The sequence below is a fragment of the Microbulbifer sp. MI-G genome, assembly GCF_030440425.1.
GTDB classification, from domain to species: domain Bacteria; phylum Pseudomonadota; class Gammaproteobacteria; order Pseudomonadales; family Cellvibrionaceae; genus Microbulbifer; species Microbulbifer spongiae.
The window spans coordinates 3,776,979-3,801,238 of sequence record NZ_CP098023.1; the positions used below are offsets into that span (position 1 = coordinate 3,776,979).

At 53.3% G+C, this 24,260-nt stretch carries 21 protein-coding genes, 1 pseudogene and 1 other annotated feature; of the genes and pseudogenes, 12 read left to right on the plus strand and 10 right to left on the minus strand.

Annotated features, from left to right (window positions below):
• The first annotated feature begins 47 nt into the window (after nt 1-47).
• The 7 genes and pseudogenes from M8T91_RS15425 to M8T91_RS15455 all read left to right on the plus strand — a co-directional run bounded on the left by M8T91_RS15425 (nt 48) and on the right by M8T91_RS15455 (nt 8,655).
• Nucleotides 48-917, plus strand: a complete 870-nt coding sequence (locus tag M8T91_RS15425) for an SCO family protein (protein WP_301415059.1) — start codon at nt 48-50, stop codon at nt 915-917.
• Nucleotides 918-1,089: 172 nt separating this feature from the next.
• Nucleotides 1,090-3,384: a nitric-oxide reductase large subunit gene (locus M8T91_RS15430; protein ID WP_301415060.1), complete on the plus strand. Its 2,295-nt coding sequence runs from the start codon at nt 1,090-1,092 to the stop codon at nt 3,382-3,384.
• A 472-nt stretch (nt 3,385-3,856) separates the two neighbouring features.
• Nucleotides 3,857-5,425, plus strand: coding sequence for a multicopper oxidase family protein (locus M8T91_RS15435; protein WP_301415061.1), 1,569 nt, complete (start codon nt 3,857-3,859; stop codon nt 5,423-5,425).
• A gap of 793 nt (nt 5,426-6,218) precedes the next feature.
• Nucleotides 6,219-6,467: pseudogene (locus tag M8T91_RS15440) on the plus strand (transposase); the annotation flags it as partial.
• A 97-nt stretch (nt 6,468-6,564) separates the two neighbouring features.
• Complete coding sequence (locus M8T91_RS15445) at nt 6,565-6,942, plus strand: hypothetical protein (protein WP_301415063.1); 378 nt, start codon at nt 6,565-6,567, stop codon at nt 6,940-6,942.
• Entirely contained in the window at nt 6,939-7,130 is a 192-nt protein-coding gene (locus M8T91_RS15450; protein ID WP_301415064.1) for a helix-turn-helix transcriptional regulator, read from the plus strand. The genes M8T91_RS15445 and M8T91_RS15450 overlap by 4 nt, the downstream gene beginning before the upstream one ends.
• A gap of 308 nt (nt 7,131-7,438) precedes the next feature.
• Nucleotides 7,439-8,655, plus strand: a protein-coding gene (locus M8T91_RS15455; RefSeq protein ID WP_301413860.1) for an IS3 family transposase whose coding sequence is annotated in 2 segments (ribosomal slippage) — nt 7,439-7,727 and nt 7,727-8,655 — 1,218 coding nt in all. Because the reading frame shifts where the segments join, the coding sequence is not laid out codon by codon here.
• Nucleotides 7,717-7,833: a sequence feature (AL1L pseudoknot), on the plus strand. Its footprint overlaps the gene before it by 117 nt.
• A 644-nt stretch (nt 8,656-9,299) precedes the next feature.
• Here M8T91_RS15455 and M8T91_RS15460 read toward each other — a convergent pair.
• Entirely contained in the window at nt 9,300-9,557 is a 258-nt protein-coding gene (locus tag M8T91_RS15460; protein WP_301415065.1) for a hypothetical protein, read from the minus strand.
• Nucleotides 9,558-10,541: 984 nt separating this feature from the next.
• Nucleotides 10,542-10,757 carry a GNAT family N-acetyltransferase gene (locus tag M8T91_RS18985; protein WP_367317726.1) on the minus strand — a complete coding sequence of 72 codons (216 nt, stop codon included), beginning with the start codon at nt 10,755-10,757 and terminating at the stop codon, nt 10,542-10,544.
• Between the two features lie 299 nt (nt 10,758-11,056).
• Between M8T91_RS18985 and M8T91_RS15465 the strand changes: the two genes are divergently transcribed.
• The 3 genes from M8T91_RS15465 (at nt 11,057) to M8T91_RS15475 (ending at nt 14,782) form a co-directional block, all read left to right on the plus strand.
• Entirely contained in the window at nt 11,057-11,737 is a 681-nt protein-coding gene (locus tag M8T91_RS15465; RefSeq protein ID WP_301415066.1) for a DUF1826 domain-containing protein, read from the plus strand.
• Between the two features lie 62 nt (nt 11,738-11,799).
• Nucleotides 11,800-14,226, plus strand: coding sequence for a TonB-dependent receptor (locus tag M8T91_RS15470; RefSeq protein WP_301415067.1), 2,427 nt, complete (start codon nt 11,800-11,802; stop codon nt 14,224-14,226).
• A 106-nt stretch (nt 14,227-14,332) separates the two neighbouring features.
• Nucleotides 14,333-14,782, plus strand: a complete 450-nt coding sequence (locus M8T91_RS15475; protein ID WP_301415068.1) for a MerC domain-containing protein — start codon at nt 14,333-14,335, stop codon at nt 14,780-14,782.
• 276 nt (nt 14,783-15,058) lie between these two features.
• Here the strand turns inward: M8T91_RS15475 and M8T91_RS15480 are convergent, their stop codons facing one another.
• The 7 genes from M8T91_RS15480 to M8T91_RS15510 all read right to left on the minus strand — a co-directional run bounded on the left by M8T91_RS15480 (nt 15,059) and on the right by M8T91_RS15510 (nt 21,267).
• On the minus strand, nt 15,059-15,283 hold the full coding sequence (locus M8T91_RS15480; protein WP_301415069.1) for a transposase: 225 nt from the start codon (nt 15,281-15,283) through the stop codon (nt 15,059-15,061).
• Nucleotides 15,284-15,547: 264 nt separating this feature from the next.
• Complete coding sequence (gene parE, locus M8T91_RS15485; RefSeq protein WP_301415070.1) at nt 15,548-17,434, minus strand: DNA topoisomerase IV subunit B; 1,887 nt, start codon at nt 17,432-17,434, stop codon at nt 15,548-15,550.
• A 14-nt stretch (nt 17,435-17,448) separates the two neighbouring features.
• Nucleotides 17,449-17,985: a YqiA/YcfP family alpha/beta fold hydrolase gene (locus M8T91_RS15490; RefSeq protein ID WP_301415071.1), complete on the minus strand. Its 537-nt coding sequence runs from the start codon at nt 17,983-17,985 to the stop codon at nt 17,449-17,451.
• A gap of 161 nt (nt 17,986-18,146) precedes the next feature.
• On the minus strand, nt 18,147-18,824 hold the full coding sequence (locus M8T91_RS15495) for a hypothetical protein (RefSeq protein WP_301415072.1): 678 nt from the start codon (nt 18,822-18,824) through the stop codon (nt 18,147-18,149).
• Between the two features lie 308 nt (nt 18,825-19,132).
• Nucleotides 19,133-19,954: a phosphodiesterase gene (locus M8T91_RS15500; RefSeq protein ID WP_301415073.1), complete on the minus strand. Its 822-nt coding sequence runs from the start codon at nt 19,952-19,954 to the stop codon at nt 19,133-19,135.
• 41 nt (nt 19,955-19,995) lie between these two features.
• A complete protein-coding gene (locus tag M8T91_RS15505) occupies nt 19,996-20,517 on the minus strand; it encodes a DUF1249 domain-containing protein (RefSeq protein ID WP_301415074.1) in 522 nt (173 codons plus the stop codon).
• A 99-nt stretch (nt 20,518-20,616) separates the two neighbouring features.
• Entirely contained in the window at nt 20,617-21,267 is a 651-nt protein-coding gene (locus M8T91_RS15510; RefSeq protein ID WP_301415075.1) for an NUDIX domain-containing protein, read from the minus strand.
• A gap of 157 nt (nt 21,268-21,424) precedes the next feature.
• Between M8T91_RS15510 and M8T91_RS15515 the strand changes: the two genes are divergently transcribed.
• Both M8T91_RS15515 and M8T91_RS15520 read left to right on the plus strand, forming a co-directional pair.
• On the plus strand, nt 21,425-22,465 hold the full coding sequence (locus tag M8T91_RS15515; protein WP_301415076.1) for a glycosyltransferase family protein: 1,041 nt from the start codon (nt 21,425-21,427) through the stop codon (nt 22,463-22,465).
• A 38-nt stretch (nt 22,466-22,503) separates the two neighbouring features.
• On the plus strand, nt 22,504-23,565 hold the full coding sequence (locus M8T91_RS15520) for a glycosyltransferase (RefSeq protein WP_301415077.1): 1,062 nt from the start codon (nt 22,504-22,506) through the stop codon (nt 23,563-23,565).
• Nucleotides 23,566-23,700: 135 nt separating this feature from the next.
• Here the strand turns inward: M8T91_RS15520 and M8T91_RS15525 are convergent, their stop codons facing one another.
• Nucleotides 23,701-24,252, minus strand: a complete 552-nt coding sequence (locus M8T91_RS15525) for a DUF4136 domain-containing protein (protein WP_301415078.1) — start codon at nt 24,250-24,252, stop codon at nt 23,701-23,703.
• Between the last annotated feature and the right edge of the window lie 8 nt (nt 24,253-24,260).

Genomic DNA, 24,260 nt, shown 5'->3' on the forward strand with positions numbered 1-24,260 from the left:
AACGTTTTCTTTGAGGTTAAAAGCCCACAACAGTTACGGAGCAAGTAATGAGCAGGTTGACCCCATGCAGCAATGATCCTGGTATTGATGGTACTGAAAACGAAAACACCGGGATAATACAATCCATGTCGCTTGTAGAAACTACATCATATATATCACTCACAGATCTCATAAACTCTATATCGGGATTTTTTTGTCAGCAATCCTCGCGCAGGAGAACACAAACCCGCAAACACAAAATACTGAATCGTAATGCCCAATGGATAACAACGGTCATCACAGGGTTTATGGCATGGATTCTGCCATGCTCCTCAGCCTGGTCCTTTGCTGAACTTCCCGATGACTCTGTTTACCACGCTGAATCACAATGGCGGGACCAGAACGGTAACGAAATATCTATTTCTGACTTACAGGGCAAAGTGCAGGTAATTGCCTTTGTTTATACTTACTGCCAGCATAGTTGCCCGGTTATTCTTTCCAACTTGAGAAGTATTGAGAAAAAAATAGCTTCTTCCGATATCCCGGATGTTCAGTTTACCCTTATTTCCCTCGACCCAGGGCGGGATAGTCCGGAAGTATTAAAACGCTATATGCAGGAGCATGATCTGGATGAGTGCCGCTGGTTGATGTTGAATGGTAATCCAGATGAAGTACTTGAATTCTCCGCCCTATTGGGTGTGCGCTATAGACCAATGAATAATAACAAAAAAGACATAGCACATTCCAATATGATTACAGTACTGGATAGGCAGGGGAAAATCAGTTACCAGATGAAAGGGTTAAATACAGGACCAGAAGCGGTTGTTTCGACAATTTCAAAATTGATTTTATCAGATACAAAGAGGACGAATACACTTTCCTCGAGCAACTGCCTGCAAAGTGCCAAGAATGGACATGGAGAAAGTGAGGTTCTCTGAAAAACCGGTTTATACGCGCGTGTCTTAAAATAAGCCCCTCGTTTTGCGTGATTTTGCTAAATTCTCAATGGCTGTCCGGTCTGTCTTAATCATCTTCTGCAGATAAGGTCACATTGCTTATTTTAAATACACACAATTACGATTCTTGCAAATCCCTGGAAGGGTGAATTTCATGAAAAAGCACAAGCTGGTCGTAACTGCACTATTTGTTGTGTTAATTGCTTCATTCACTGTGTTATTGAGTTTGGGCAGTGATATCTACAGAGAAAAACCCCCGATACCTGCAGCCTATGTCGGTGCCGATGGACAGACAGTATTTAATCAAGGCGATATAGAACAAGGTCAACTGGTTTGGCGCTCTATGGGCGGCCATCAATTGGGCTCAATTTGGGGGCACGGCTCCTATGTTGCCCCGGACTGGACTGCGGACTGGCTGCATCGAGAAGCCCAGGCATGGCTGGATATTACCGCACAGCAGCGATACGGTAAGGATTTTGCCAATCTTACCCCAGAGATTCAAGCGGGACTGGAAGTGAGCCTACGCGATGATATGCGTCACAATACTGCGGTTGTATCCGCAGGGGGCAAAGCGATAGTACCTCTCTCAGCGACACGTATTCAGGCTATTGAGAGAGTGAGCCTGCACTATATTGCCCTTTTTGGCAATGATCCAAGGCTGGCTGAATTGCGCGAGCAGTACGCCATGAAGGAAGACACGCTGCCTTCACAGGAACGCCGTGAAAAGCTCATTGCATTTCTTTTCTGGGGCGCGTGGGCAGCCATTAGCGAACGACCCGGTCTGGAACATACCTATACCAACAACTGGCCGTTTGATCCACAACTTGGTAACACACCCACCGCAAGCAATATCGTTTGGTCGATTTTAAGTATTATCACTCTGATAGCCGGTATAGGCGCGTTAGTATGGCATCATGCCAGTGGCCGGCATGACCCCCTGCCCAAGCCCGACGAACAGGACCCCTTGTTTTTTACCAAACCAACCCAATCACAGAAAGCCGTTGCCAAGTACTTTGTCACTGCAATTGCACTCTTCCTACTTCAGATCTTTCTCGGTGGTATTACTGCCCACTATGCTGTGGAAGGGCAGAATTTCTATGGTATCCCCCTTTCTGAGCTTCTCCCCTATTCGGTCGTACGTACCTGGCACACCCAACTGGCCGTATTTTGGATTGCCACAACCTGGCTGGGCACGGGTCTGTATATCGCTCCGGCGCTTTCTGGATATGAACCCAAATACCAGCGCGTAGGCGTAAATCTGCTCTGGGTAGCCCTGGTAGTGGTCATTTTGGGTTCCATGGGTGGTGAATGGCTGGGCATACAGCAGCACTTTGACCTGGATATCAATTATCTGCTCGGACACCAGGGCTATGAATACGTTGATCTTGGCCGGCTATGGCAGGTTTCATTGCTTGCAGGCTTGGTAATCTGGTTGCTGCTGGTAACAGCCGCCATAAAACCTGCGTTCACTAAACAGGCAGAAATAAGACCGGTGATATGGGTCCTTTATAGTTCTTGTGTCGCTATCGGGCTTTTTTACGGTGCAGGTCTGTTTATCGGCAAGCACTCAAATCTCGCTGTTGCTGAATACTGGCGCTGGTGGGTTGTTCACTTGTGGGTTGAAAGCTTCTTTGAAACTTTTGCCACCTCGGTGATTGCACTTATGCTGGTGCGACTGGGCCTGATTCGTGCCTGCAGCGCCAATGGCGCCGTACTGTCTGCCACTGTGATCTTTTTGAGTGGTGGTCTTATTGGTACATTGCATCATATTTATTTTTCCGGTGTACCAACCTCGGTTATAGCCTGGGGAGCAATCTTCTCGGCGCTGGAAGTCGTTCCCCTGGCACTTATCGGCTTCGAGGCTATGCAAAGTTATCGCTTACATAATGCCGCTCCCTGGATGGTGCGTTACAAATGGGCCATTCTGTTCTTCGTTGCCACGGCCCTGTGGAATCTGATTGGCGCGGGCATACTGGGATTTTTGATTAATCCGCCCATCTCTCTTTACTTTGTTCAAGGCCTGAATACAACCGCAACCCACAGCCACGCAGCCTTGATGGGCGTCTATGGTATGTTAGGTATTGGTTTGATGCTCTTCTGCCTGCGCGGTCTCAGCAGCAATTTAGTCTGGGGCGATAAATACCTGAAAGGTGCATTCTGGGCGCTGAACCTGGGCCTTGCTGCGATGGTATTTATGTCGCTGTTACCCATTGGTCTTACCCAGTTCTTTTCTGTACTGGAGCATGGCTACTGGTACGCTCGCTCCCCTGAAGTCATCCATAGCCCACTGGTGGAAGGGCTGGTATGGATGCGTGTTCCCGGTGATATAGTCTTCGCCGTTGGGGGCCTTCTGCTGGGCATATTCCTGATCGATTTATGGAAAAAAAGCTTGTTGCATACTGTTGGATCCCCTATGACAGATGGCCTAACCGACAGGGTATCCTCTTAGGATCGGTTGATCCTAACACCTGATAATTTCAGGACAAAACTCACCGTACCACCTATTGTAGAGGGCTTGCAGCCAATTCCGCCTAACAGCTTCAAAATAGCTGTCCCGCAAGTCCTCGACGCCATTCTCAACGTAGCGGATCATGATGACAGGAACCTATCATTTGGATATTTGTCGTTACCATGTGATGCTGGCATCAGGAACTTCAATAATATTCAATCATTTTACTTTGGAATAATTTCCACCATTCTACAAGAAATCGTGTGGTTAGGTTTTGGTGTGTTGGCATCATTCGGCTGACAGACAATGGTCTACACTCAATGCACTCTCTGAACAGGTTGCGGACAACTCGGATCTCGCAACGATCGGGATGCCCCGTTCAAGACGGTATTTTCTACACAAAGTCATTTATCTTTCTGTACTAAAGGCTTGACAGTCGTGCACCTTCAGCACAAATATCCGGAATGATACTATGAGCAATCGCACCAACATCTCCTTTCTCGAGCCGCTGGTAAACCCACCAGCGTATTCAATGAACAAGGATGATACCAACCTAAGCGTAGAGTTGGATGTGCAGTACGAAGAAAATAACGTTTTCAGTTTCTATAAAAAACACGATACACGGGTCTGGACACGTGTGTTCTCCTCTGCGATTACCCGAGAAGCCGGCTTCACACTCACCGGGCCAACAATCGAAATCCGTCCTGGCACCCACCTCACCATTCAGACAAATAACAAGTTACCGCCGGAGCAGAATCCGGTCGATTCCAACATGATTAATTTTCCCCACGAATTTAACACCTATAATCTGCATACGCATGGTCTTCACGTCTCACCGGAATCCCCAGGTGATAATGTTTGCATGAAAATCCCACCGGGTGAAAGTTTTACCTATGAATACGATATACCCGCAAATCACCCACCTGGCCTTTACTGGTATCATCCACACAAACACGGTTCTGTGGCTTTACAAGTGGGGAGCGGAATGGCCGGCGCCCTAATCGTGCGCGGTGAGTTTGATGATGAACTCGAGGCTATGGGCGTAAAGGAATATGTGCTTGTATTCCAAAACATTGCCGTTGATGACGAAGGCAAAGTCGAAGATCAACATCAGGTCGCGAAGTTTCCCGATAGTGAATACTGTATCACCGTAAACGGCCAATACTGCCCAATCATACATGTCACGGTTGGAGAACTGTTGAATCTGCGCTTAGTCAATGCAACAACCCGTTCATCTATCGACATAGATTGTCCGTGGTTCGCGCAAATGTACATTTATGGTTATGATGGCAATCCGACGGATGATTACCGTTTACAGGATGGCGTCAGTCTGGGTCCCGCCAACCGCGCTTCTTTATTCCTCAAAATCAGTGAAGCTGCAACACCCGGAGCACACTTTTATATTTACAATAATGCCATTGAATTCCAGCAAATGCCGCACTATAAATACCACAATAACAGCCCCTTATTTGTTATTGCAATTGATCAGGGCAAGGAAATTGGTACCGCAATTTACGCACCCAGCCAACCCCCGGCACGCTGTGTACCACCGCCCTTCCCCAAGCGTTTTAAAACTGATTTCCTCAACCCCATCACCGATGATGAAATCACCAATACGCGGAGATTGACCTTACAGGCCAACACCTTAGATGACCCGGAAAAGTATTTTCGCGGCTTGAACGTCAGCATTGATCACGCACCATTTGCTGGTTGTAGCGTGGTTAATCACTATGTGGAACTGGATGCAGTGGAAGAGTGGACGCTGGTGAATGAGAGTGAATTTCCTCATCCCATACACATTCATGTTAATCCATATTATGTGATTGAGGTGGTAGGCGAAGACCCCATGCATCATACTCTGAAGCTGCCGTTTTGGTGTGATACTTTTCAGGTGCCGCCGCACGGGCATGTAAAATTCCGCACACGATTTAAGGATTTTACCGGAAAATATCCCTTGCATTGCCATCTGCTCTATCACGAAGATGGTGGCATGATGCAACATGTAAGAGTAGTGAAAGATCTTTCTGAATTCAAAAACTGAAGAATTCAATAAGCAGAGAGAGAAGAAAATCGAAGACCCCGCGAGCCGAAAATATGACACTGCCCTACTATCCGCTATGTCCATAGCTGAGTATTTTTAGAAACGTTTTCTCTTTTTCAATGATCGTGGCATTGTGGGAATTTTGGCACTTCAATTTCTTCTGGTCAATTTTTTGAATGCGCCTTCCCTGACTCAGGACCTGTTACTGGCAGGTGCATTAAGCATTATTCGGAGCCTGCTCTACCAAATTTATAAGAGTACCCGCTCTATCGTGATGGCTTCGCTTAGTTAAAGCTCAGATGTAATATTTTCTGAGGTTAATCTTATGTATTACCCGAACAGTGGCACGGTCCTCACGAACCCGAATGCAGTAAGGGTAAATATCGACGTGGTTGCTGGAAAGGCACTCCTGGTATCTACATCCACGGACGGGACCGGTACTGGCAGATTGAGAATACCAAAACCGGTATCGGCAAATGGATGAGGGCGATCCGCGGGCGCAACGTGAAGAGCGTGGTCATGGAAACCGCTGGTTGCTATAAGAGATTGCCTTATCGGCTGCTGGTGAAGGCAGGCTGGCCCGCCGGGCGGTGAGTCCAGGCAATGCCCGCCATTATGCAGGTGGCCGCAGGGCAGCTCGCTAAAACGCACAAGGCAGATGCCCAAATGATTGCGACCTTCGCAGCTGTCATGGGGCCTGATGTATTGCCACTTGAATCAAACATACAACGGTAAATCAACGGCTCAAAGGTTAACTGGAAAGACATCGCCAAATTATGGGCAGGAGACTGCAAACGAGGAATTGTGGCATACAAAGAGAGAGCAGCTGGAAACGGTTCCAGGCTTTGACCGGTTACTGACCACCACATTGGTCTCAGTACTTGCGGAACTGGGAAACCTCAACCCTAAAGAGATAGCTGCCCTGGTCGGAGCTGCACCTTCCAACCTCGACAGTGGGGCCTTGAGGGGTAAGCGCCGAATCCAGGGAGGCCGCGCACAAGACAGGACCATCCTGTATAGGAGGATACGCTCGGCAACAATTCAGGGTTATTTACCCCCTTATGTAAAGCGTGCTTGACAAGGCAGCCAAAGCCCGGCTACCATAGGTGTAAAGTCTACTTTACATCCAGGAGTCCTTTATGCTGAACACAAAACAGTACCTAATTGAGTTTGGGCTTAGTATGGTTTTATACATTATCGCCATATTCTTCAGTATTTCTTTTCTTGTGAACAATCCCCATACTCCCTGGAAAGTTTGGATATCGCTATTGCCAATACTACCTGCAATATTGGCTACTATCGCTGTCATTAGAGCTCTTAAAAGGCTTGATGAATTACAACAACGAATACAGATGATGAGCTTCGCGATCAGTTTTGCCATCGTCGGCCTCATTACCTTTAGCTATGGATTTCTTGAAAATGCAGGGTATCCGCATATACCGTATGTATGGATATTCCCATTTATGATTGCTACATGGGGTATCTCTACTCCAATTGTAGCGAGTGTGTATAAGTGAAAAATAAATTACGGGAACTGAGGTCAAAAAGCTCCATTTCACAAGCAGACATGGGGAAAATTTTAAATGTCTCGCGGCAAACAATTAACTCTATTGAAAATGGGAAGTATGATCCTAGCCTGCCTTTGGCTTTTAAGATAGCTGAACACTTTAATCTGAAAATTGAAGACATTTTTGTCCCCAATTGAGTGCTAACACCCAGCTTGGGGCGGACCTGGAGCTGAGCAGCAGCGGAAAGGCCGTCCCAATCCTGAATAGACGACAACAACCGTTTGTTAAAAGTTTACGCAGACCAAAAACCAACAATATGGTACTTACCGGATTGGTGAGTTTTTATACGCACACCGAGATCTTTGAAACCCGGGCAAGATACGTAAGCATGGTTTGTGGCATTACCGTCACCAACAGGTGATTTTGCATCACCAGACAAGATGCAAATAGCACACTGAATCACCCCGGGTTTCTCGGAGGCTAACTTTCTTGAGAGAATTAGCCAATGAGCAAACGACCTGGATACTCCCCCGAAGTACGGGAACGCGCAGTTCGCATGGTGTTGACCGGCGAGCACGAGCACCAATCACGCTGGGCAGCGATCACATCTATCGCTTCCAAGATCGGCTGCACACCCGAGACCCTACGATCATGGGTCAACAAGATGGAAGTCGACAATGGTACTAAACCCGGCACCACCAGCAGCGACGCAGCCCGCCTCAAAGAGCTGGAGCGCGAAGTCCGTGAGCTGAAGCGCGCTAACGAGATCTTGCGCAAGGCTGCCGCTTTTTTCGCCCAGGCGGAGCTCGACCGCAAACCGAAGTAATGGTGGCATTCATTGACCAGGAACGTGAGGCGCACGGTGTCGAGTCAATCTGTGAGGTTCTGCCGATTGCACCGTCGACCTTTTACCGCTGCAAGCATCTACAGGCCAATCCAGAGCAACGCTGTGCGCGCGCTCAACGTGACGATGAGCTGAAGCCTGAGATCCAGCGGATCTACGAAGAAAACCACCGCGTCTATGGTGCACGCAAGGTCTGGAAGCAGCTTAACCGTGAAGACGTAAAGGTCGCCCGCTGCACAGTTGAACGGCTGATGAAGGTACTGCAATTGGAAGGTGTTCGAAGAGGCAAACGTTGCGTTACGACTATCCCGGATGAGCTGGTCGATAAGCCGCTGGATCTGGTGAATCGCGAGTTTACGGCAGAGCGCCCCAACCAGCTTTGGGTGGCCGACATAACCTATGTCGCAACTTGGTCTGGTTTTGTTTATGTCGCATTCGTTGTCGACGTATTCTCCCGCCACATTGTTGGCTGGCGCGTATTAAAGAGCCTTCAAACCGACATTGTGCTTGATGCTCTGGAGCAGGCACTCTGGGCGCGAGGTAAGCCCCGTGGCGTTACCCATCACAGTGATCGAGGTAGTCAGTACCTGTCAATTCGATATACCGAGCGGCTTAGTGAGGCGGGTTTTCAGGCGTCAGTCGGCAGTGTCGGCGACTCCTACGACAACGCACTGGCAGAAACCATCAACGGTTTATTCAAGGCGGAGGTCATCCACAGGGCAGGTCCCTGGAAAGGGCTGGATGAGGTTGAACATGCAACCTTGACCTGGGTCGACTGGTTTAACCATCGCCGTATTCTTGGGCCAATTGGCGATATGCCTCCAGCTGAATACGAAAACCTGTATTATCAACAAACCGAGTCTGCCCAAGCGGCATGACTCAAATCAAATTGCCTCCGACAAACTCGGGGTGATTCACACAAAGAGTAAACACTTCGACACTCTGAAAATTGAGATTCTGTGCTGCTGCCGACATGCACAAAACTGCTGGTTTCACCTGTCTCCAGCAAGGAACGCAAAGCACTTTCTATTGCCAGGTCCGCTGAGGCACCAAGAAACTTCAAAAACAATAGTAATATTACGAGGTTTTTCATGACTTTTGACATTTATATATTGATTATCATGACCAGTATCCCAAAGCCACCAGCGTATTTTACTCCCTGTAATGATTGATTTTCAGAAAGATTCGGCCTCCAGTGCAAAAATAACGGTCACGACGATCCAATTTCCAGTGCGTATCTGTTCACTTTGCCTATAAAACTGCACCAGAATCCAGACAGGCATTTCGCCATAGCCCCCTCTCGTCCGCAAACGCACTTTCCTGTGCAGCCACGGCAGCGCTGCCTGCAACGATCGTGCCTTGCGTGCCTATGGCGGACCGGGGCAGAGCATAAAAGCACTGGCCTGCCGTATTGGTTGCGCTTACCTCCCCCGCCGTGACAGCACAGGCAGGTAAGCGCTGGCGGTGCTGCTTATGGCTGCACCGGCTTTCGAGGCGCTCGCTCTGACCCTCAGGGCTCCGTTTATTTATCGGGTCGCGGCTTGAATGGTCTGATAATGGCTGGGGGCTTTTCGATTGACCCCTCCTCCGGCGCACGGGCTTCGTCCAGCGCCCAGGTCTCATCCAACCATTGCAGGAGACACACGGCGCGCATCACCCGGTTGCCACTGCCGGGCGCAATATGCAGGTCTACGGCGTTCTCTTTGATGGCGACCAGCGTGAAGGTAAAATAATCCCCCAGTTCCACTGGCTGAAACAATCGACAGGGTAATATAGGCATTTTTATAGGCTCCTTGAGTCGCCTGTGACGGAAAGGTGCCGAAAAAGTACAGCGCTTTGTGCGGTTTCTCTCGCCGCAGGCGTGATCCTTGTGGGAAAAAAGTAAAGGGAAATTTGTAGGTTGGGTACGCAACCAGAAAGGCGGTGCGCGGCTGAAGTAAAAGACCACACCAATCATCACGCAACGCCACAGCACACTCCGCCGCCGGGGGCCGGAGTGACTCGGAAAATGCGCCTTCAGGGAGACCTTTATTGAAGACGAACGAGTGTATGGCGTATCATTCAAGACAGCCTCGCTAGATAGGTTATTTATCTATTGGGGTTAGCCATTCCTCGGTGCTCGTAACACCGGGGGGTGGCGTTTTTCTATCATTTACGCGGTCATGATGCGGTCCTTCTTTGTTCGTTTATTTGTGTATGGATTACCCGCGAGCGCTGCCGTTATGGGGCATCTCGCGGGGGTAAGTAATGATCGTTGCGATATGGTTTATCTGTTTATTTTATTATTCTTTTCTTGTGCCGCTGAGGTCTTGCGCCATTGAGACAGCTGGGCGCCAGGGTAACAGGTCTACGGTATGCGCTTTTTGCAGGGAATTCAATCGAGTTGAAGCTTTAGGCGACAATAAAACCCGTTTTTCCACCGACTGGCGAAACCATTTTACCTTCTTTCCCTGATGACAGCGGTTGTCACCGTTTACGCACTAACCCCCGCAGCGGGGAGACTTGCCTCGGGTGTGGATTGCACAAACTGCAACCAAAGTAAGCGGCCCCGTCAGTACGAAGGGCTGGCGCATTGTGCCTGCGATTGGTAAGGGGAATGACCCTAGACCACCTTGGCCATGAAATGCATATCCGCGTACTCACCATCCCTAAATCCGTATTGCTATGCGGTTCCCGCTATTTTGAAACCCTTTTTTGTATAGCGCTATCGCTTGCTGGTTGTCGGTATACAGCACCCGTTCTACACAACGAACCCCAACCAGTTTCACGCAAGGTTGCGCATAGCCCCCAACAATTTTGAGCCAATCCCACACGATTGATGCTCTTCGCTGACCGCCATGCTCCTATTTGAAAGCTGTTTTCGCCTTGGATTTGAAAACACTTCCATGCCAATCTGCCCTGCGACCTCTCCTCCATTGACAGCTACCAAGCCAAAGAAGTTTTGCGGAAGATCCCCAAGCCGCTTTTGCCATGGCGCCATTGCTGGATAGGGAAGCTGTAGTGCGCCCGCACAGCATGAAGGCTGTGGGTCAATATCCCTGATTTTTGCAATGTCCTCTTTGTTACTCTGCCGAATTTCTCTGTGCAGGGTCTTGAAAGGCCATTACCGGGCATCCCTACCCTGACACCCCGATTCATAGGGCGGCAGCGAAAGACCAGTTGCTGTTACTGGCAATGCCAGTTAGGATATGTTATATCATAGCTATCTATCACAACCGCCCGCTTCAAGTATCCGGGCCCTGGCAGAGAGCAAAGCGAACCCATGAAGCAGAATCGTCCATGAACGCAGTATCTGCGGCCACCATCGCTCCAGAACCTGCAGCCGTTACCCGGCGGCCTGTGGCAGGGGACAGCGCGGATATCCTCGCCGATATCTACCAGACCGAGGTCAATATGGCCGTTTGGCAGCGCCAAACAGCACCCGAGCTAGTGGCAGATATCAAAAAGCTGCTGGACCTGAACAGATTCACCAGCGAGCGCCTGATAGTGCCGAGCGCAAAAATTGACCGCTTTGAAGAGACATTGCCAAGCCTTGCGGAATGCCCGCATCTGAAGGCGGACATTCAGCGGCTGTTCGACATGTTCAGCTGCCTGTTTGAACTCAGTGCAGTCGGAATGAGGCTCACTACGCTCAAGAGTGCCATGTGTCCCAGGTTTCACGTAGACCGGGTGCCGTGCCGGTTAATCACCACCTATGTGGGCCCGGGCACGGAGTGGCTTCCCCACGACTCGGTAGACCACAGCAAGCTGGGCGCCGGCAGTGGCGGGCTGAGCGATGAAGACAGCGGCCTGTACCCGCGCACGCAGCCAGTACAAACGATTGCCAGCGGCCACGTGGCCCTGTGCAAGGGGGAACTCTGGCAAGACAACCTCGGCGCGGGGTGCGTACACCGCTCGCCTGCGTTGGCAGCCGGTGAACAGCGGCTGCTTCTCACTCTGGATTTTTCATCCACTGACTAAGCAACGCATTCCATAGTGTCTGCACAACGATTCACCACCAATTACACTGCAACAATCGAGTAATGAAACACACAACAATCGCGCTTGCCTTGATGGCACTGTCCAATGTGACGTATGGGGTATCCGGTCAAATCACTGACACAGCAGGCCAGCCAATTAGCGACGCCAGCGTCTCTGTCGCGGGAAGCCGCATACAAACCAAAACGGATGCGGACGGGCGCTTTACCCTCAATACCGCTGACAGCAACGCAACAAACCTCCATATCAAAGCGCCCGGCTTCAGCCACGAAACAGTGCGACTGGATGCGACCGGCAGTGAACCGCTGAGGGTCACCCTGCATCGCACAATGATCGAGCAAATCGATGTTACCGCCACCCCTCTGCACGCATCGGCCATGGAATCGGCCCAGCCTGTCAGCGTACTGGCGGGCGACAATCTCCGTCGCAAGCAGTCATCCACCCTTGGGGAAACCCTCAAAGATGCAGTGGGCGTGCACTCGAGTTACTTCGGGCCCGTAGCCAGCAGCCCTATTGTTCGCGGACTCAACGGCCCCCGTGTGTTGATCGCCCAGAACGGCCTGGACGTGAGTGACGCCTCCCGGGTTGGTCCCGACCATGTCGTAGCCACAGAAGCCATGACCGCAGAACAGATTGAAATTCTACGCGGACCGGCAACCCTGTTTTACGGTTCTGGCGCGATCGGTGGAGTCGTCAATGTGGTTGATGAGCGGGTACCCTCCTCCAGCGAACGCAGGGGCGCGTTTGCCGCAGCCTACAACTCCGTCAACGAAGAAAATGAAGCCTCTTTCACTTACACCGGCGGCACTGAGAGATTCGCTTTTCACGTCGATGGTTTTTCACGTAACGGAGATAATTACGAGATCCCCGCACCTGCGGAACGGATGGCCGATGCCGATCAGTACGAAGAACCTGAGGAACTCTCTGAAGGCATTCTGGAAAACAGCGCCTCAGAGAGCCAGGGCTTCAACCTCGGCGGCAGCTGGCTGTTGGACAAGGGTTATATTGGTCTTTCCTATGGACGCCTGGAGCGGCTCAACGGTATTCCCGGTCACAGCCATGACCACGGTCATGCAGGGGAACACCATGATGACGAACGGATGGCAGATAAGCACGACGAGTTCGAAGAAGCATCGGTGCTCTCAGACCTCAAGCAAGACCGCTGGCAATTGGTCAGTGAACTTCAGCTGGAAAGCGCTTGGTTGAACGGTCTCAACACCCGTATCGGCTACACCGATTACGAACATGTGGAACTAGAAAACGGCGCATCTGGCACCGTGTTCACCAATGAAACACTGCAGGTCCGCACCGACCTCCTGCTTGAGGAGATAGCCGGCTGGCGCGGTGCAGTTTCCCTGGAAGGTAAAAAGACGGACTTTGCCGCTGTAGGCGAAGAGGCATTTACTCCGCCGAGCCGCACCGACAGCTTTGCTATCGGCCTGCTGCAGGAAAAGCAAACCGGTGACCTGCTTTGGCAGCTGGGCGCACGCATCGAAAAAGTGACCATCAATGCCGACCCCATTGCGTGGGAAGAGGAAGAACACGGGGCCTCAGAAGAGGGGGGCGAACACCAGGAAGAACTCCTTGTGTTTAAAGAACTGGACTTCACTCCATACAGCGCCTCGGCCGGTGTGGTCTGGGATTTTGCAGCCGCTTACAACGCGGGGGTTTCCGTGACGCACGCACAGCGAGCACCCAGCTCTGCGGAACTGTTCTCCTTCGGTCCTCATATCGGTACCGGTAGTTTTGAGGTTGGCGCGCTGTTCCGATTGCACGAGTCGGATAATCCGCACTTCCACTACAACGATGATGTGAATGAGGAGGTGTCCAACAATATCGACCTGAGTTTGCGCAAGCACGCCGGAGATATCGGTTGGGTAATCAATCTGTTTTACAACCAGATCGATCATTTCTATTACGAGCGCAACACCGGCTTAGACAGTGAAGCTATCACAGGCCACGATCACGAAAAAGGCGAAGAAGCCGGTCATGAGGGCGAACATGAACACGACCACGGCGCACTGCCTGTCTATGTGTTCGAGCAGGCCGATACTGTACTCTATGGTTTGGAGGCGCAATTCGCCTGGCGTCTGTCCGAACATTTCACCCTCGACCTGTGGGGCGACAGCATTCGCGCGAAACTGCGGGACGGAGGTAACTTGCCCCGCACGCCGCCTGTACGCATCGGGGGCCGTCTGAATTATGCAAATAATGCCTGGCAGGCCGGTTTCGGCATGGCGCATTATTTCGACCAGAAGGATACCGCTGAACTGGAAACCTCCACCGATGGCTACTCTCTCCTGGAAGCAGAACTGAGCTATGCCCTCCCGAGCAGTTTCGGGGACATGACCTTTTTCCTGAAAGGCAGCAACCTGACGGACGAGGAAGCCCGCGTGCACACCTCCTTCTTGAAGGATCGCGCACCTCTGCCAGGGCGTAACTTCAGCATTGGTGTGCGCAGCATGTTCTGACACAGTGTGATGGCAGGATACTTGTAAACTGGCCGCTCTTTCCTATACGGCCCCTCAGCGAGCAAGTTGTCAATGCCGAGGGGTCTTTTTTTTTCAACATGTGCGTATGATAAACAAGCAACTACTAACAAAAACCCAGGGTGTAACAGACAGGACCGCCATCGGAATATCCCTGATGTGCGCCATCCACTGTCTGGCCCTACCCTTGGTATTCGCGCTGCTCCCGGCAATGGCGGCATTGAACTTGGGCAGCGAGGCCTTCCATACCTGGCTGGTAGCCGCCGTGCTGCCCACCAGTATTTTTGCACTGACCCTCGGGTGTAGACAGCACAAGCGATACGAGCTGCTGGCTCTGGGGTCCATCGGTCTCACACTGCTTGTCACGGCTGTAGTACTCGGTGAAGAGACCATCGGAGAAATGGGCGAAAAAGTACTGACAGTGCTTGGTACCGGCCTGGTTGCCATTGGCCACATTTGGAATGTTCGCCTTTGCCAGACAAAAACCGCCTGCCCCTGTCCTGACAATAAGCCCCCGTTGGCAGGGACTGATCGTTGAGTAACCGCACGATTGTTCGGCTGCCCGAGGCACTACGATTGCACTTGAAGCTCTCGTTGAGCTTGGCACGGAGTTGAACCCTGGACATATGCATACAGGCCTTTCTGTTCTTATATTCGCAGTAGCATCCTCAAGGCAATTCCGATGCTTCACAGACCAGTTCCACGGCCTCCTGTTGACTAAATCGGTTTATCCCCGTGTACGATTCATCTCGTCGGACACCAAGAGCGCGGCAGCCTTTTTTCGTCTCTCTTTCTCCGGTTCCAGACGGTTGATTCAGGCCTCAAGCGCCCGGATCTTTTGCTGCTTTCGGGTAAGTGCCTTGCTTGCAGGCGTCTCCCCGCCATGTTCAGCCTCAAGCTGCCTCACCCATCGACGCATGGCGGTGGTACCCACATCCAGTGAACGGTCGGCCTCAGATACTGAATAACCTTGATCGACGACCAGGCGGGCAGCATCCCGTCTGAACTCCAGGGAGAGAGAGCGACGTTGTCTACTCATTCAACAACTCTGTCTCAGGTGGCGACTTTACCACCTGAATTGGTGTCCGGGTTTGGCAGACTACTACAGATTTTTCGCTGCCCGCTTTAATTGGCGGAAACCGAACACTATGCTTAACAGCGGATTTTAAGCTTGCAGATCGGAATGTGCATTTCGACCTCTATCCTGAGCTTCCGTGCTCTATTGCCATGCTTTTTATCGCTTTTCCTACAGAATTTTTAGAATAGTCCTATCAAGTTTTACACTTTTCCCACAGTGTATAGCTCACCCAACCTCCGCAAGATTCCCCTTGCTCTCCAGCCACTGCTTGCGATCTCCCGCGCGCTTTTTGGCCAGGAGCATATCCAGTAGCTGATTGCTGTCATCACCGGCATCGATATACAGCTGTACCAGGCGGCGGGTATTGGGGTCCATGGTGGTCTCACGCAATTGCAGGGGGTTCATTTCCCCCAGGCCCTTGAAACGGGTCACCTGGATCTTGCCCTTTTTCTTTTCCGCGCTGATGCGATCGAGAATGCCCTGCTTTTCCGATTCATCCAGGGCGTAGTAGACATCCTTGCCAATATCGATACGAAACAAGGGCGGCATGGCCACATAGACGTGGCCATTGGCTACCAGTTGGCGGAAATGCCGCAGGAACAGTGCGCACAGCAAGGTGGCGATATGCAGCCCGTCTGAATCCGCATCGGCAAGGATGCAGATTTTATTGTAACGCAAGCCTTCCAGGTTACCGCTGCCGGGATCGACACCGAGGGCCACCGCAATATCATGCACCTCCTGGCTGCCGAGGATCTCGCCGGAATCCACTTCCCAGGTGTTGAGGATTTTGCCGCGCAAAGGCATGATGGCCTGGAATTCCCGGTCCCGCGCCTGTTTGGCCGAGCCGCCAGCGGAGTCCCCTTCCACCAGGAAGAGTTCGGAGCGGGAAGTATCCGCGCTGGCGCAGTCAGCCAGTTTGCCGGGTAGTGCAGGGCCCTGGGTCACTTTCTTGCGCGCGACTTTTTTTGCCGAGCGCATGCGTTTTTGCGCATTGCCGATACACAGTTCGGCGAGTTTGTCCCCCGCTTCCGTGTGCTGGTTCAGCCACAGGCTGAAGGCATCCTTGGCCACCCCGGAAATAAAGGCCGTGGCCTCGCGAGAGGACAGGCGTTCTTTGGTCTGACCGGTAAATTGTGGATCGGCAAGTTTCGCGGAGAGTACGTAGGAGCACTGGCCCCAGATATCCTCCGGGCCCAGTTTAATACCACGGGGCAGCAGGTTGCGGATTTCACAGTATTCCCGCATGGCATCCAGCAACCCCGCGCGCAACCCATTCACATGGGTTCCGCCCTGGGCAGTGGGAATCAGGTTGACATAGGATTCGGCAATGATCTCGCCACCTTCCGGTAACCATTGCACCGCCCAGTCCACAGCTTCCGCAGTGGCAACAAAGCTGCCCACAAAGGGCTCTGCCGGTAGCAATTCCCACCCCTGGTTGGCTGCGGCAAGATAATCCTTGAGGCCATCCTCATAGTACCATTCGTCAGACTCACCGTGCTGTTCGTTGATAAACGTTACTGTGAGGCCGGGGCAGAGGACCGCTTTGGCGCGCAACAGGTGGCGCAGACGCGGTACCGAAAATTTGGCGGAGTCAAAGTACTTTGGGTCGGGCAAAAAACGTACGCTGGTGCCCGTGGTGCGTTTGGGGCAGTCGCCTATCACTTCCAGATCGGAGGCCTTTTCCCCGTCTTGAAAGCCAATGCGGTGCACCTTGCCACCGCGCTGGATAGTCACTTCCAGTACTTTCGACAGCGCGTTGACCACCGACACACCCACGCCGTGCAGGCCACCGGAGAACTGGTAGTTTTTATTGGAGAACTTGCCGCCGGCGTGCAGCGTGGAAAGGATCACCTCCACACCGGGTCGGCCCTGTTCCGGGTGGATATCCACAGGCATGCCGCGACCGTTATCACTCACTGTGAGTGACTGGTCCTTGTGCAGCACCACTTCGATTTTTTTCGCGTGCCCGGCGAGGGCCTCATCGACACTGTTGTCAATGACTTCCTGGGCCAGGTGATTAGGGCGTGCGGTGTCGGTGTACATGCCCGGTCGTTTGCGCACCGGGTCGAGCCCCGTGAGTACCTCGATATCTTCGGCGGAATAATTGGCCATAACTGTTTGATTTTTTACTGCTGGTTAAATAGAAATTCGACAATGGGATCGCAATAACGGGCGAAGCCCTGAAAACCGTGGTCACCACCTGCCTCGACCGTCTGGCGCTGGTTCCGGTAAAAATCTTCGGCATCGCGGCAATCCAGTGTCTCATCGCCCCGCTGGGCCAACAGCCAGTAGCGGCTGCGCAGGGGCTGGGCAAGCTCAGCTTCCAATCGGCCCATAGTAGCAACGTCTGACTCGGTCAGGCGATACTCCTGCGGCCCGCCGTTGTAGGGGCGCAATACCTGCCCTACATAGGCGGGCATAAACCGGGAAGGTCGCACCGCAGGATTGATAAGCACTGCCGGCAAGTGTAAGCGCTCACCGAGGTAGGTGCACCAGAACCCCCCCATGGAACTGCCCAGCAGCCCAACCGGACCGCAGTCGCCTGACTGCAAAAAGCCCTCCAGCAGAGCGAGCAGTGACTGCCGGGCGATGGACGGGTAGGGGGGGATTTGCGGCGCACAGAATACGATGTGCGGATTATTGGCTGCGAGTCTTTCACGCATCAATTGACACTTGAAAGACTGGGGTGACGACAGAAAGCCGTGCAGGTAAATAAGCAGCGGCCTTCTGTGGAAATCTTGTGTTTGCATAGACGGCGATTATAGCGCCCCAGACAATCTGTGGGGGCAGAGACCCCACAATTCTGGTATCCGCGCTGCGCCGGTTACAGCAGGGATTTATCCAGACTGGCGAAGGCCCGGCGCATATCCACACGCATATCCGACCAGAAAGTGATACTGGTAAAACGTTCCAGGCGCCCGCCGGGTCTCAGGGAACCGGGGTTTTCACCGATATCCCGGCGGTCCCTGAAACGCATCACCACATTGCCCTGGCGGTCAAACAGGGTGCCCACCAGTACCCCGTAGGCGCTCTGTTCCGTATAGACCCGCCAGGTCCAGGGGGACGGGTCCAGCGGTGCCGCCAGGGAGAAATTATCCAGAGACAGGGCCAGGGTATAATCGGCCTCCGCCTGGTCCGGCACCAGTTCGCCGTTGCGCGCACTGAGGAATTTGTCGGCAAAGGTCTGCGCCAGCAGTGTATTCAAGCGCTGCAGGTCGCCTGTATCAAGTTCGTAGTCCTTTTCGCGGTAATGACTGCGCGGCAGTGTGGAAAACCGTTTCGTGTAGTCAATTTGTACTGGCGCGACATAAACTTTGGCACCACTGAGATCCAGGGCAAAAGCCGCTGACACGGCATCCAGGTGACTGTCGCGCGGTTCCAGGCCGTCGCTACCCGACTGAGCTGCCGGTGCGACGGTGTCACTTGGCGGAGTGGATTGATGGCTGCAGGCCGGGAGCAGCCATACGGCGCTCAGCAGTGACCATAAAAATACTTTGTACATGCTTACACCCCTATCATTACGATGGAATCTATCCGGAGATGAGCGCCCTTGCACAAAACCTGCAGTCACCAAAAGAAAAAGCCAGTGCCGGATTATTCATCCGCTTTGCCGGCGTACACCGATACAGGCTTTCAGCGGTCATTCCCTGTACCATTGAACAGGCCGAGGCTTTTCACAGGGCAATTCCATTGTACGATGGACGGCGTGGAAAGATAGAGGCAAGTCCGTTAAGAAGGGTTTTTTCTTTCAGACCTGGCTGGGGAAAGGTAAAAGCGAGGCCGCTGGTTTGCCGCACAGGATTGAGCCTGTCAGTAACCGGAAGAGGCGAGGTCCACAAAATATTTGGAGATGGCCACACGCTCCACACCCGTGGTGTAAGTGCCATCGTCGCGCAGTTCAAACCAGCGATAGCCCGGCATTTGGTCATCCACCGCGAAAGGCCCGCTACCGGGGGTGAACTGCACTGAAGTGGAAGGCGTTGCGTGCAGGCCGATCGGCCCGAGGCTGCCGTCGAACTGCTGATGTACATGGCCCCAGACCAGGGCCTTTACCTGGGCAGCGCCCTCCACCATAAGCAACAGTTGCTCACATCCCTCCCTCAGCATATGGCCATCGATCCAGTTACTGCCCACGGGAACCGGCTGGTGATGCATCATGATCATGACCGGATAAGCGCGACTCTTCCACAATAAAAATTGCAGGCGCTCCAATTGCGCTTCACTCAGGCCACCGCAAATCTGGCCCTCTACACTGGTATCCAGAAATAACAACCGCCAGTTGCCCAGGGCGATCTGTTCGGTGCTGCGGTTTGGAGCCAACCGCTTCATACGCGCACCAGCATCGTGATTGCCGGGAAGCCAGTACCAGGGAATGGGTAAAGCACGGATTTTTTGCAAAAAACGACAGTAAGAGGCCTCTGAGCCGTTGGCACTGACATCTCCAGTAACAACCAGAGCCTCTGCGCGGGGCTGGGTAGCCATTACGGCGGACAATACCTCATTGAGTGAATGGCCGGTATCCAGGCCCAACAGTTGGTAATCCGGTCTGCTGCCGATATGTGGATCGGTAATCTGAATCAGACGATGTGATGCCACTCCTTGGGGGGGAGGCGTATTGTACTCGCGAATCACTTACTCACCTTGTATACACATCCATGTGTTCTACTGCAGAATCAAAATCTTCGGCCATCCAGCACCAAATCAAATTCTGCGCTGGCATTTGCGAGACAGTAGTCCAACCACTCTGCGAGAAAGCGGTTGGTTTGCGGTCTCTCATCTGCCCGTTGCATACGGGGATTGGGATAAATGGCATCAGCGCCTTTACCACCCAGTGGCCCGCAGCCATTGGCTGTGATCACCTCCGCCATGCGCGCATCGTGGTAGAGACGCACCGTTAAATTCGGCGGTTCCAGCCAGCGGCACTCTCCGAGGTTTACCTCCGCGCCAAGAGACACTTCCGTTGTGTACCTGGAGTGTGCCGCGAGTTTCAATATCAGGGTGCCGCCGGGCAACTGATAGCGCCAGAGCAGCTTCTCTGGCAGCCCCGGCAGCAACCTGACCAGGCGCAGATAGTTAGCATCACAATCCGCATGATAAGACGACAGGTCGACCTTATACACCGCCCTTCCATTGCCTTTTGATGACAATCCTGCCTGTTTGCGCTGCCTTGCTTCTGCCTCGCCCAATAGAGTCATTATCAACACTCCGATTCTATCGCCGCCGTGATTCAGATCTCAGTTTACCCTTTGCACTGGTAAAAGGGGCGCAATCTGGCGTGACCGGTCAGGCAGATATCATCCCCCCCGTAATTTGTCCCGGTGCAATGCCAGCCACTGCAGGCAAATGATTGTGGCCGCATTGTCTACGGGACTCTCCCCAGGCGCAAAGTCTCCCGCCATGGCCTCAAACAGACGGTCCGCCTGAAACACCCGCAAGCGGATATCCTCATTCTCGTGTTGCAGGCCAAAGCACCCCTCTGCCCCGCTCAAGCTCACCAGTGCGCAATACAGATGCAGCCGTTCCGAGCTGCCGCCCGGGCTGGGCATATAACTGTGAATAAAATGCAGCTCCTGTACCTGTAACCCCGCCTCTTCCCGTACCTCGCGCCGCGCCACTTCCTGAAGATCCTCGCCTTGCTCCACCATTCCGGCCACCACTTCCAGACACCAGGGCCCCGCCGCGCGCGCCAGTGCACCGATGCGAAATTGTTCGGTCAGTGCCACCTGGTGGCGCTCGGGGTCATAGAGCAACACCCCCACAGCGGGGCCGCGAACAAACAGCTCCCGCTCAAAGATACGGCTCCAGCCACCGCGGAACAGGCGGTGGCGCAGTCGCAGGCGCAACATGGTAAAAAAACCTTTAAAAACGGTTTCCCTGGAAACCACTTGCACAGACTCCGCGGAAAATTCCGGAGCCAACTCCTCTTGACTACTGTCTCTTTGCATTAGCCACCTTCCCTCTATGTGATCCCGATGCTGTGCACCGCAGCGGCGCTGGGCTATATAGTCCCGAACCAGCTGCTATACTCTGCGCCCACCGTGAAACCCCTGGCTGTAGCGGCCAGATTCACGGTCTCCCCGAGTTGTTAGAGAGTGCACCGCCATGAGAGTGCTCAATATTGCCTACCAGCAGCTGCGACGCTACGGCAACACCCGGGTCAGCTGGGCGCAGAAGCTGACTTTAGGTCTGATCAAGAACGATCACAATACGCAGGTATTCAGTGACCGGGATGTGGCCGCCTTCGAAGCGCCACTCGGCATCCGCGACCTGGGTGTGCGCAGAGCCAGGCGGCGCCTGCTGGAAACCATCGAGGCATTTGAGCCCGACCTGGTGATCGCCGGCCACTGCGATATGATTGACAATGACACCCTGCTGACCATCAGGAAACAACAGCCGGGGTGCCTGATTGCACACTGTAACAACGATCCGCTGTTTGTACCCAGCAATGTGAAACGCATCAAATACCGCGCCGAAGTGGTCGATGCAGTTTTTGTCTCCACCGGGCGCCGGGAGCTGAAACTGTTCGAGGGTTTTGGCGCGCGTCTCTATCACATGCCCAACCCGGTCGAGACTTCGATCGAAAACCTGAATAATGCCGAGCGCACAGATCTGCCCATCGACCTGCTGTTTTGCAGTAACAGCAACCAGTTCACCCAGCGCCTGCAGCTGGTAAAAAACCTCAGGGATGCCCTGGGGGATTCACTGAACTTTAAAACCTACGGCAGCTTTGGCGAGCCGCCGGTTTGGGGCCGCAAGTATGATCGCGCATTGTCACAAACAAAAATGGGGTTGAACCTTAACCGCCAGGATACCCACTATTGGTATTCCTCCGCACGCATGGCACAGCTGGCCGGCAACGGCATACTGCCGTTCACCAGTGACCAATTGCACTTTGACGAACTCCTGCCGCCGGAGAGCGTGGTCTATTTCTCCGATGAGCAGGACCTGTTGGAGAAGATCCGCAGGTTTCACAATGACGACGCCAGGCGCCAGGCCTGGGCGGCGCGCGCCAGAGCCTTTTTCCACAGCGAGATGAACTCAAAGCTCTACGCGCAATATATCGTCGAAGCCACAAGCCTGCAGCCCTTCAGCCATGATTATGTCTGGGCCCGCGATATCACCCTCGACGGCACGCTGAAATAGCGGACCGTTAGACCAATCACACAGACTACGTTGGAATTATGAGTAAACAGCCAATTCGAGTGGCTCAGGTCCTCGCCGGTGCCGAGCATGGTGGTGCAGAAAATTTTTTTGTCCGCCTGGCAAGCGGGCTGAATCTGCGCGACGAAATTACGCAAAAGGCCTTTATTCGCAACCATGACCACCGCGTACAGGCACTGCGCCATAACGGGGTTGAAACCGAGGGGTTTACATTTGGCGGCAAGCTGGACTTTCTCGGCAGGCGAATTTATCGCGAGGCACTTGCGCACTGGCAGCCGGATATTGTCATGACCTGGATGGGGCGGGCCACCATCATTACACCCCCTGCCAAAAACTACCTGTTGGTCAGCCGTCTCGGCCACTACTACAACCTGAAGTACTATCGCCATGCAGACTACTGGATCGGGATCAGCAAGGGCATCTGCCGGCATATGATCAACGGGGGCATTGCCGAGGATCGTATTTTTCACATTCCCAATTTCGCGGATGAAACTCCGGCCAATCCACTGCCCCGCAACAGTTTCGATACACCGGTAGACAAACCCTTGATCCTCGCCGCAGGGCGCCTGCATATCAACAAGGGATTTGATGTCCTGTTGCACGCGCTCACACAAACCCCCAATGCCACCCTGTGGCTCGCCGGTGCTGGCCCCGAGGAAAAAAAGCTCAAAGCCCTGTGCCACAAGTTGGGCCTGGAAGCGCGGGTACGTTTCCTGGGCTGGCGCACGGATGTCACCCGTTTAATGCGCACCGCCGATCTGTTTGTGTGTCCGTCACGGCACGAGGGCCTGGGCTCTATCGTTATGGAGTCCTGGGCGCACCGCTGCCCGATCGTGGCCACCGATTCCCAGGGCCCCGGCGAAGTCATCACCGATGGCAAGAGTGGGCTGCTCACCCCCATCGACGATGCCGATGCCCTCGCCAGGGCGATCAAGTCGGTACTGGACAACCCGGATCTGCGCCAAAGCCTGATTGAGAACGCCTCGGACGTCTATGCAAAGGGCTATTCCAAGCAGTCTATCGTGGCCGCCTATATCGATCTCTACGACAAACTGATGCGGCGGGGGCATGGGCAACGCTAAAAGGTTACCGCCGGGCACGGCGGCGCTTGTTTTCCGTCATCACAATCGGCCCATTCACGGCGTTGAGTTCACACGCCGGTTTTAGAAGCATTCGCGATGCGCAGCAATTTTTTGCAAGAGAGGCAGGGCCGTGCGTTACTGATAAGCCGGCGGCAGGTCCCGCAGCAGCTCGCTCACCCCCTTGCTGATCAAACGCTGGCGTTGCTCAACGCTATCTGGACGCGTCAATATTTCGCTGGCACTGCCCCCCCAGATCACGATCCCGCCCGGGGGACCAATGCCCACACTCATCACCACCAGCGGCGCATCGGTGAGGGGTGGCAACTCCACAACGTCCTGGGGCGCGTTGCTGTCAAACTGCTTGTCCCAACTGGGGTCTCTGGTATCCCCGGAGAAAAACTCATCCACCAGGGCAACCTGATAATCCACCACCATATCCGCGTACTGGTCCTCATCCACCCTGCGGTAACCGCGCTGCTCCAGTTGCGCCGCCACCGTATCGCGCATCTCCTCATCCAGTTCCACCAGCTGCGCCGAGACGTCAGGAACCTCACTCAGGGGTGACACGCCCCATTTATACGTGGAAAAAGCCACCGGCTGCGCTCCCGTATTGGCATGCTCCACCTGCATTTCCTGGCACCCGAGCAGTAGTAACAGCGAGAATAGACCTGTGATTAAAGGGCGCATAAATACTC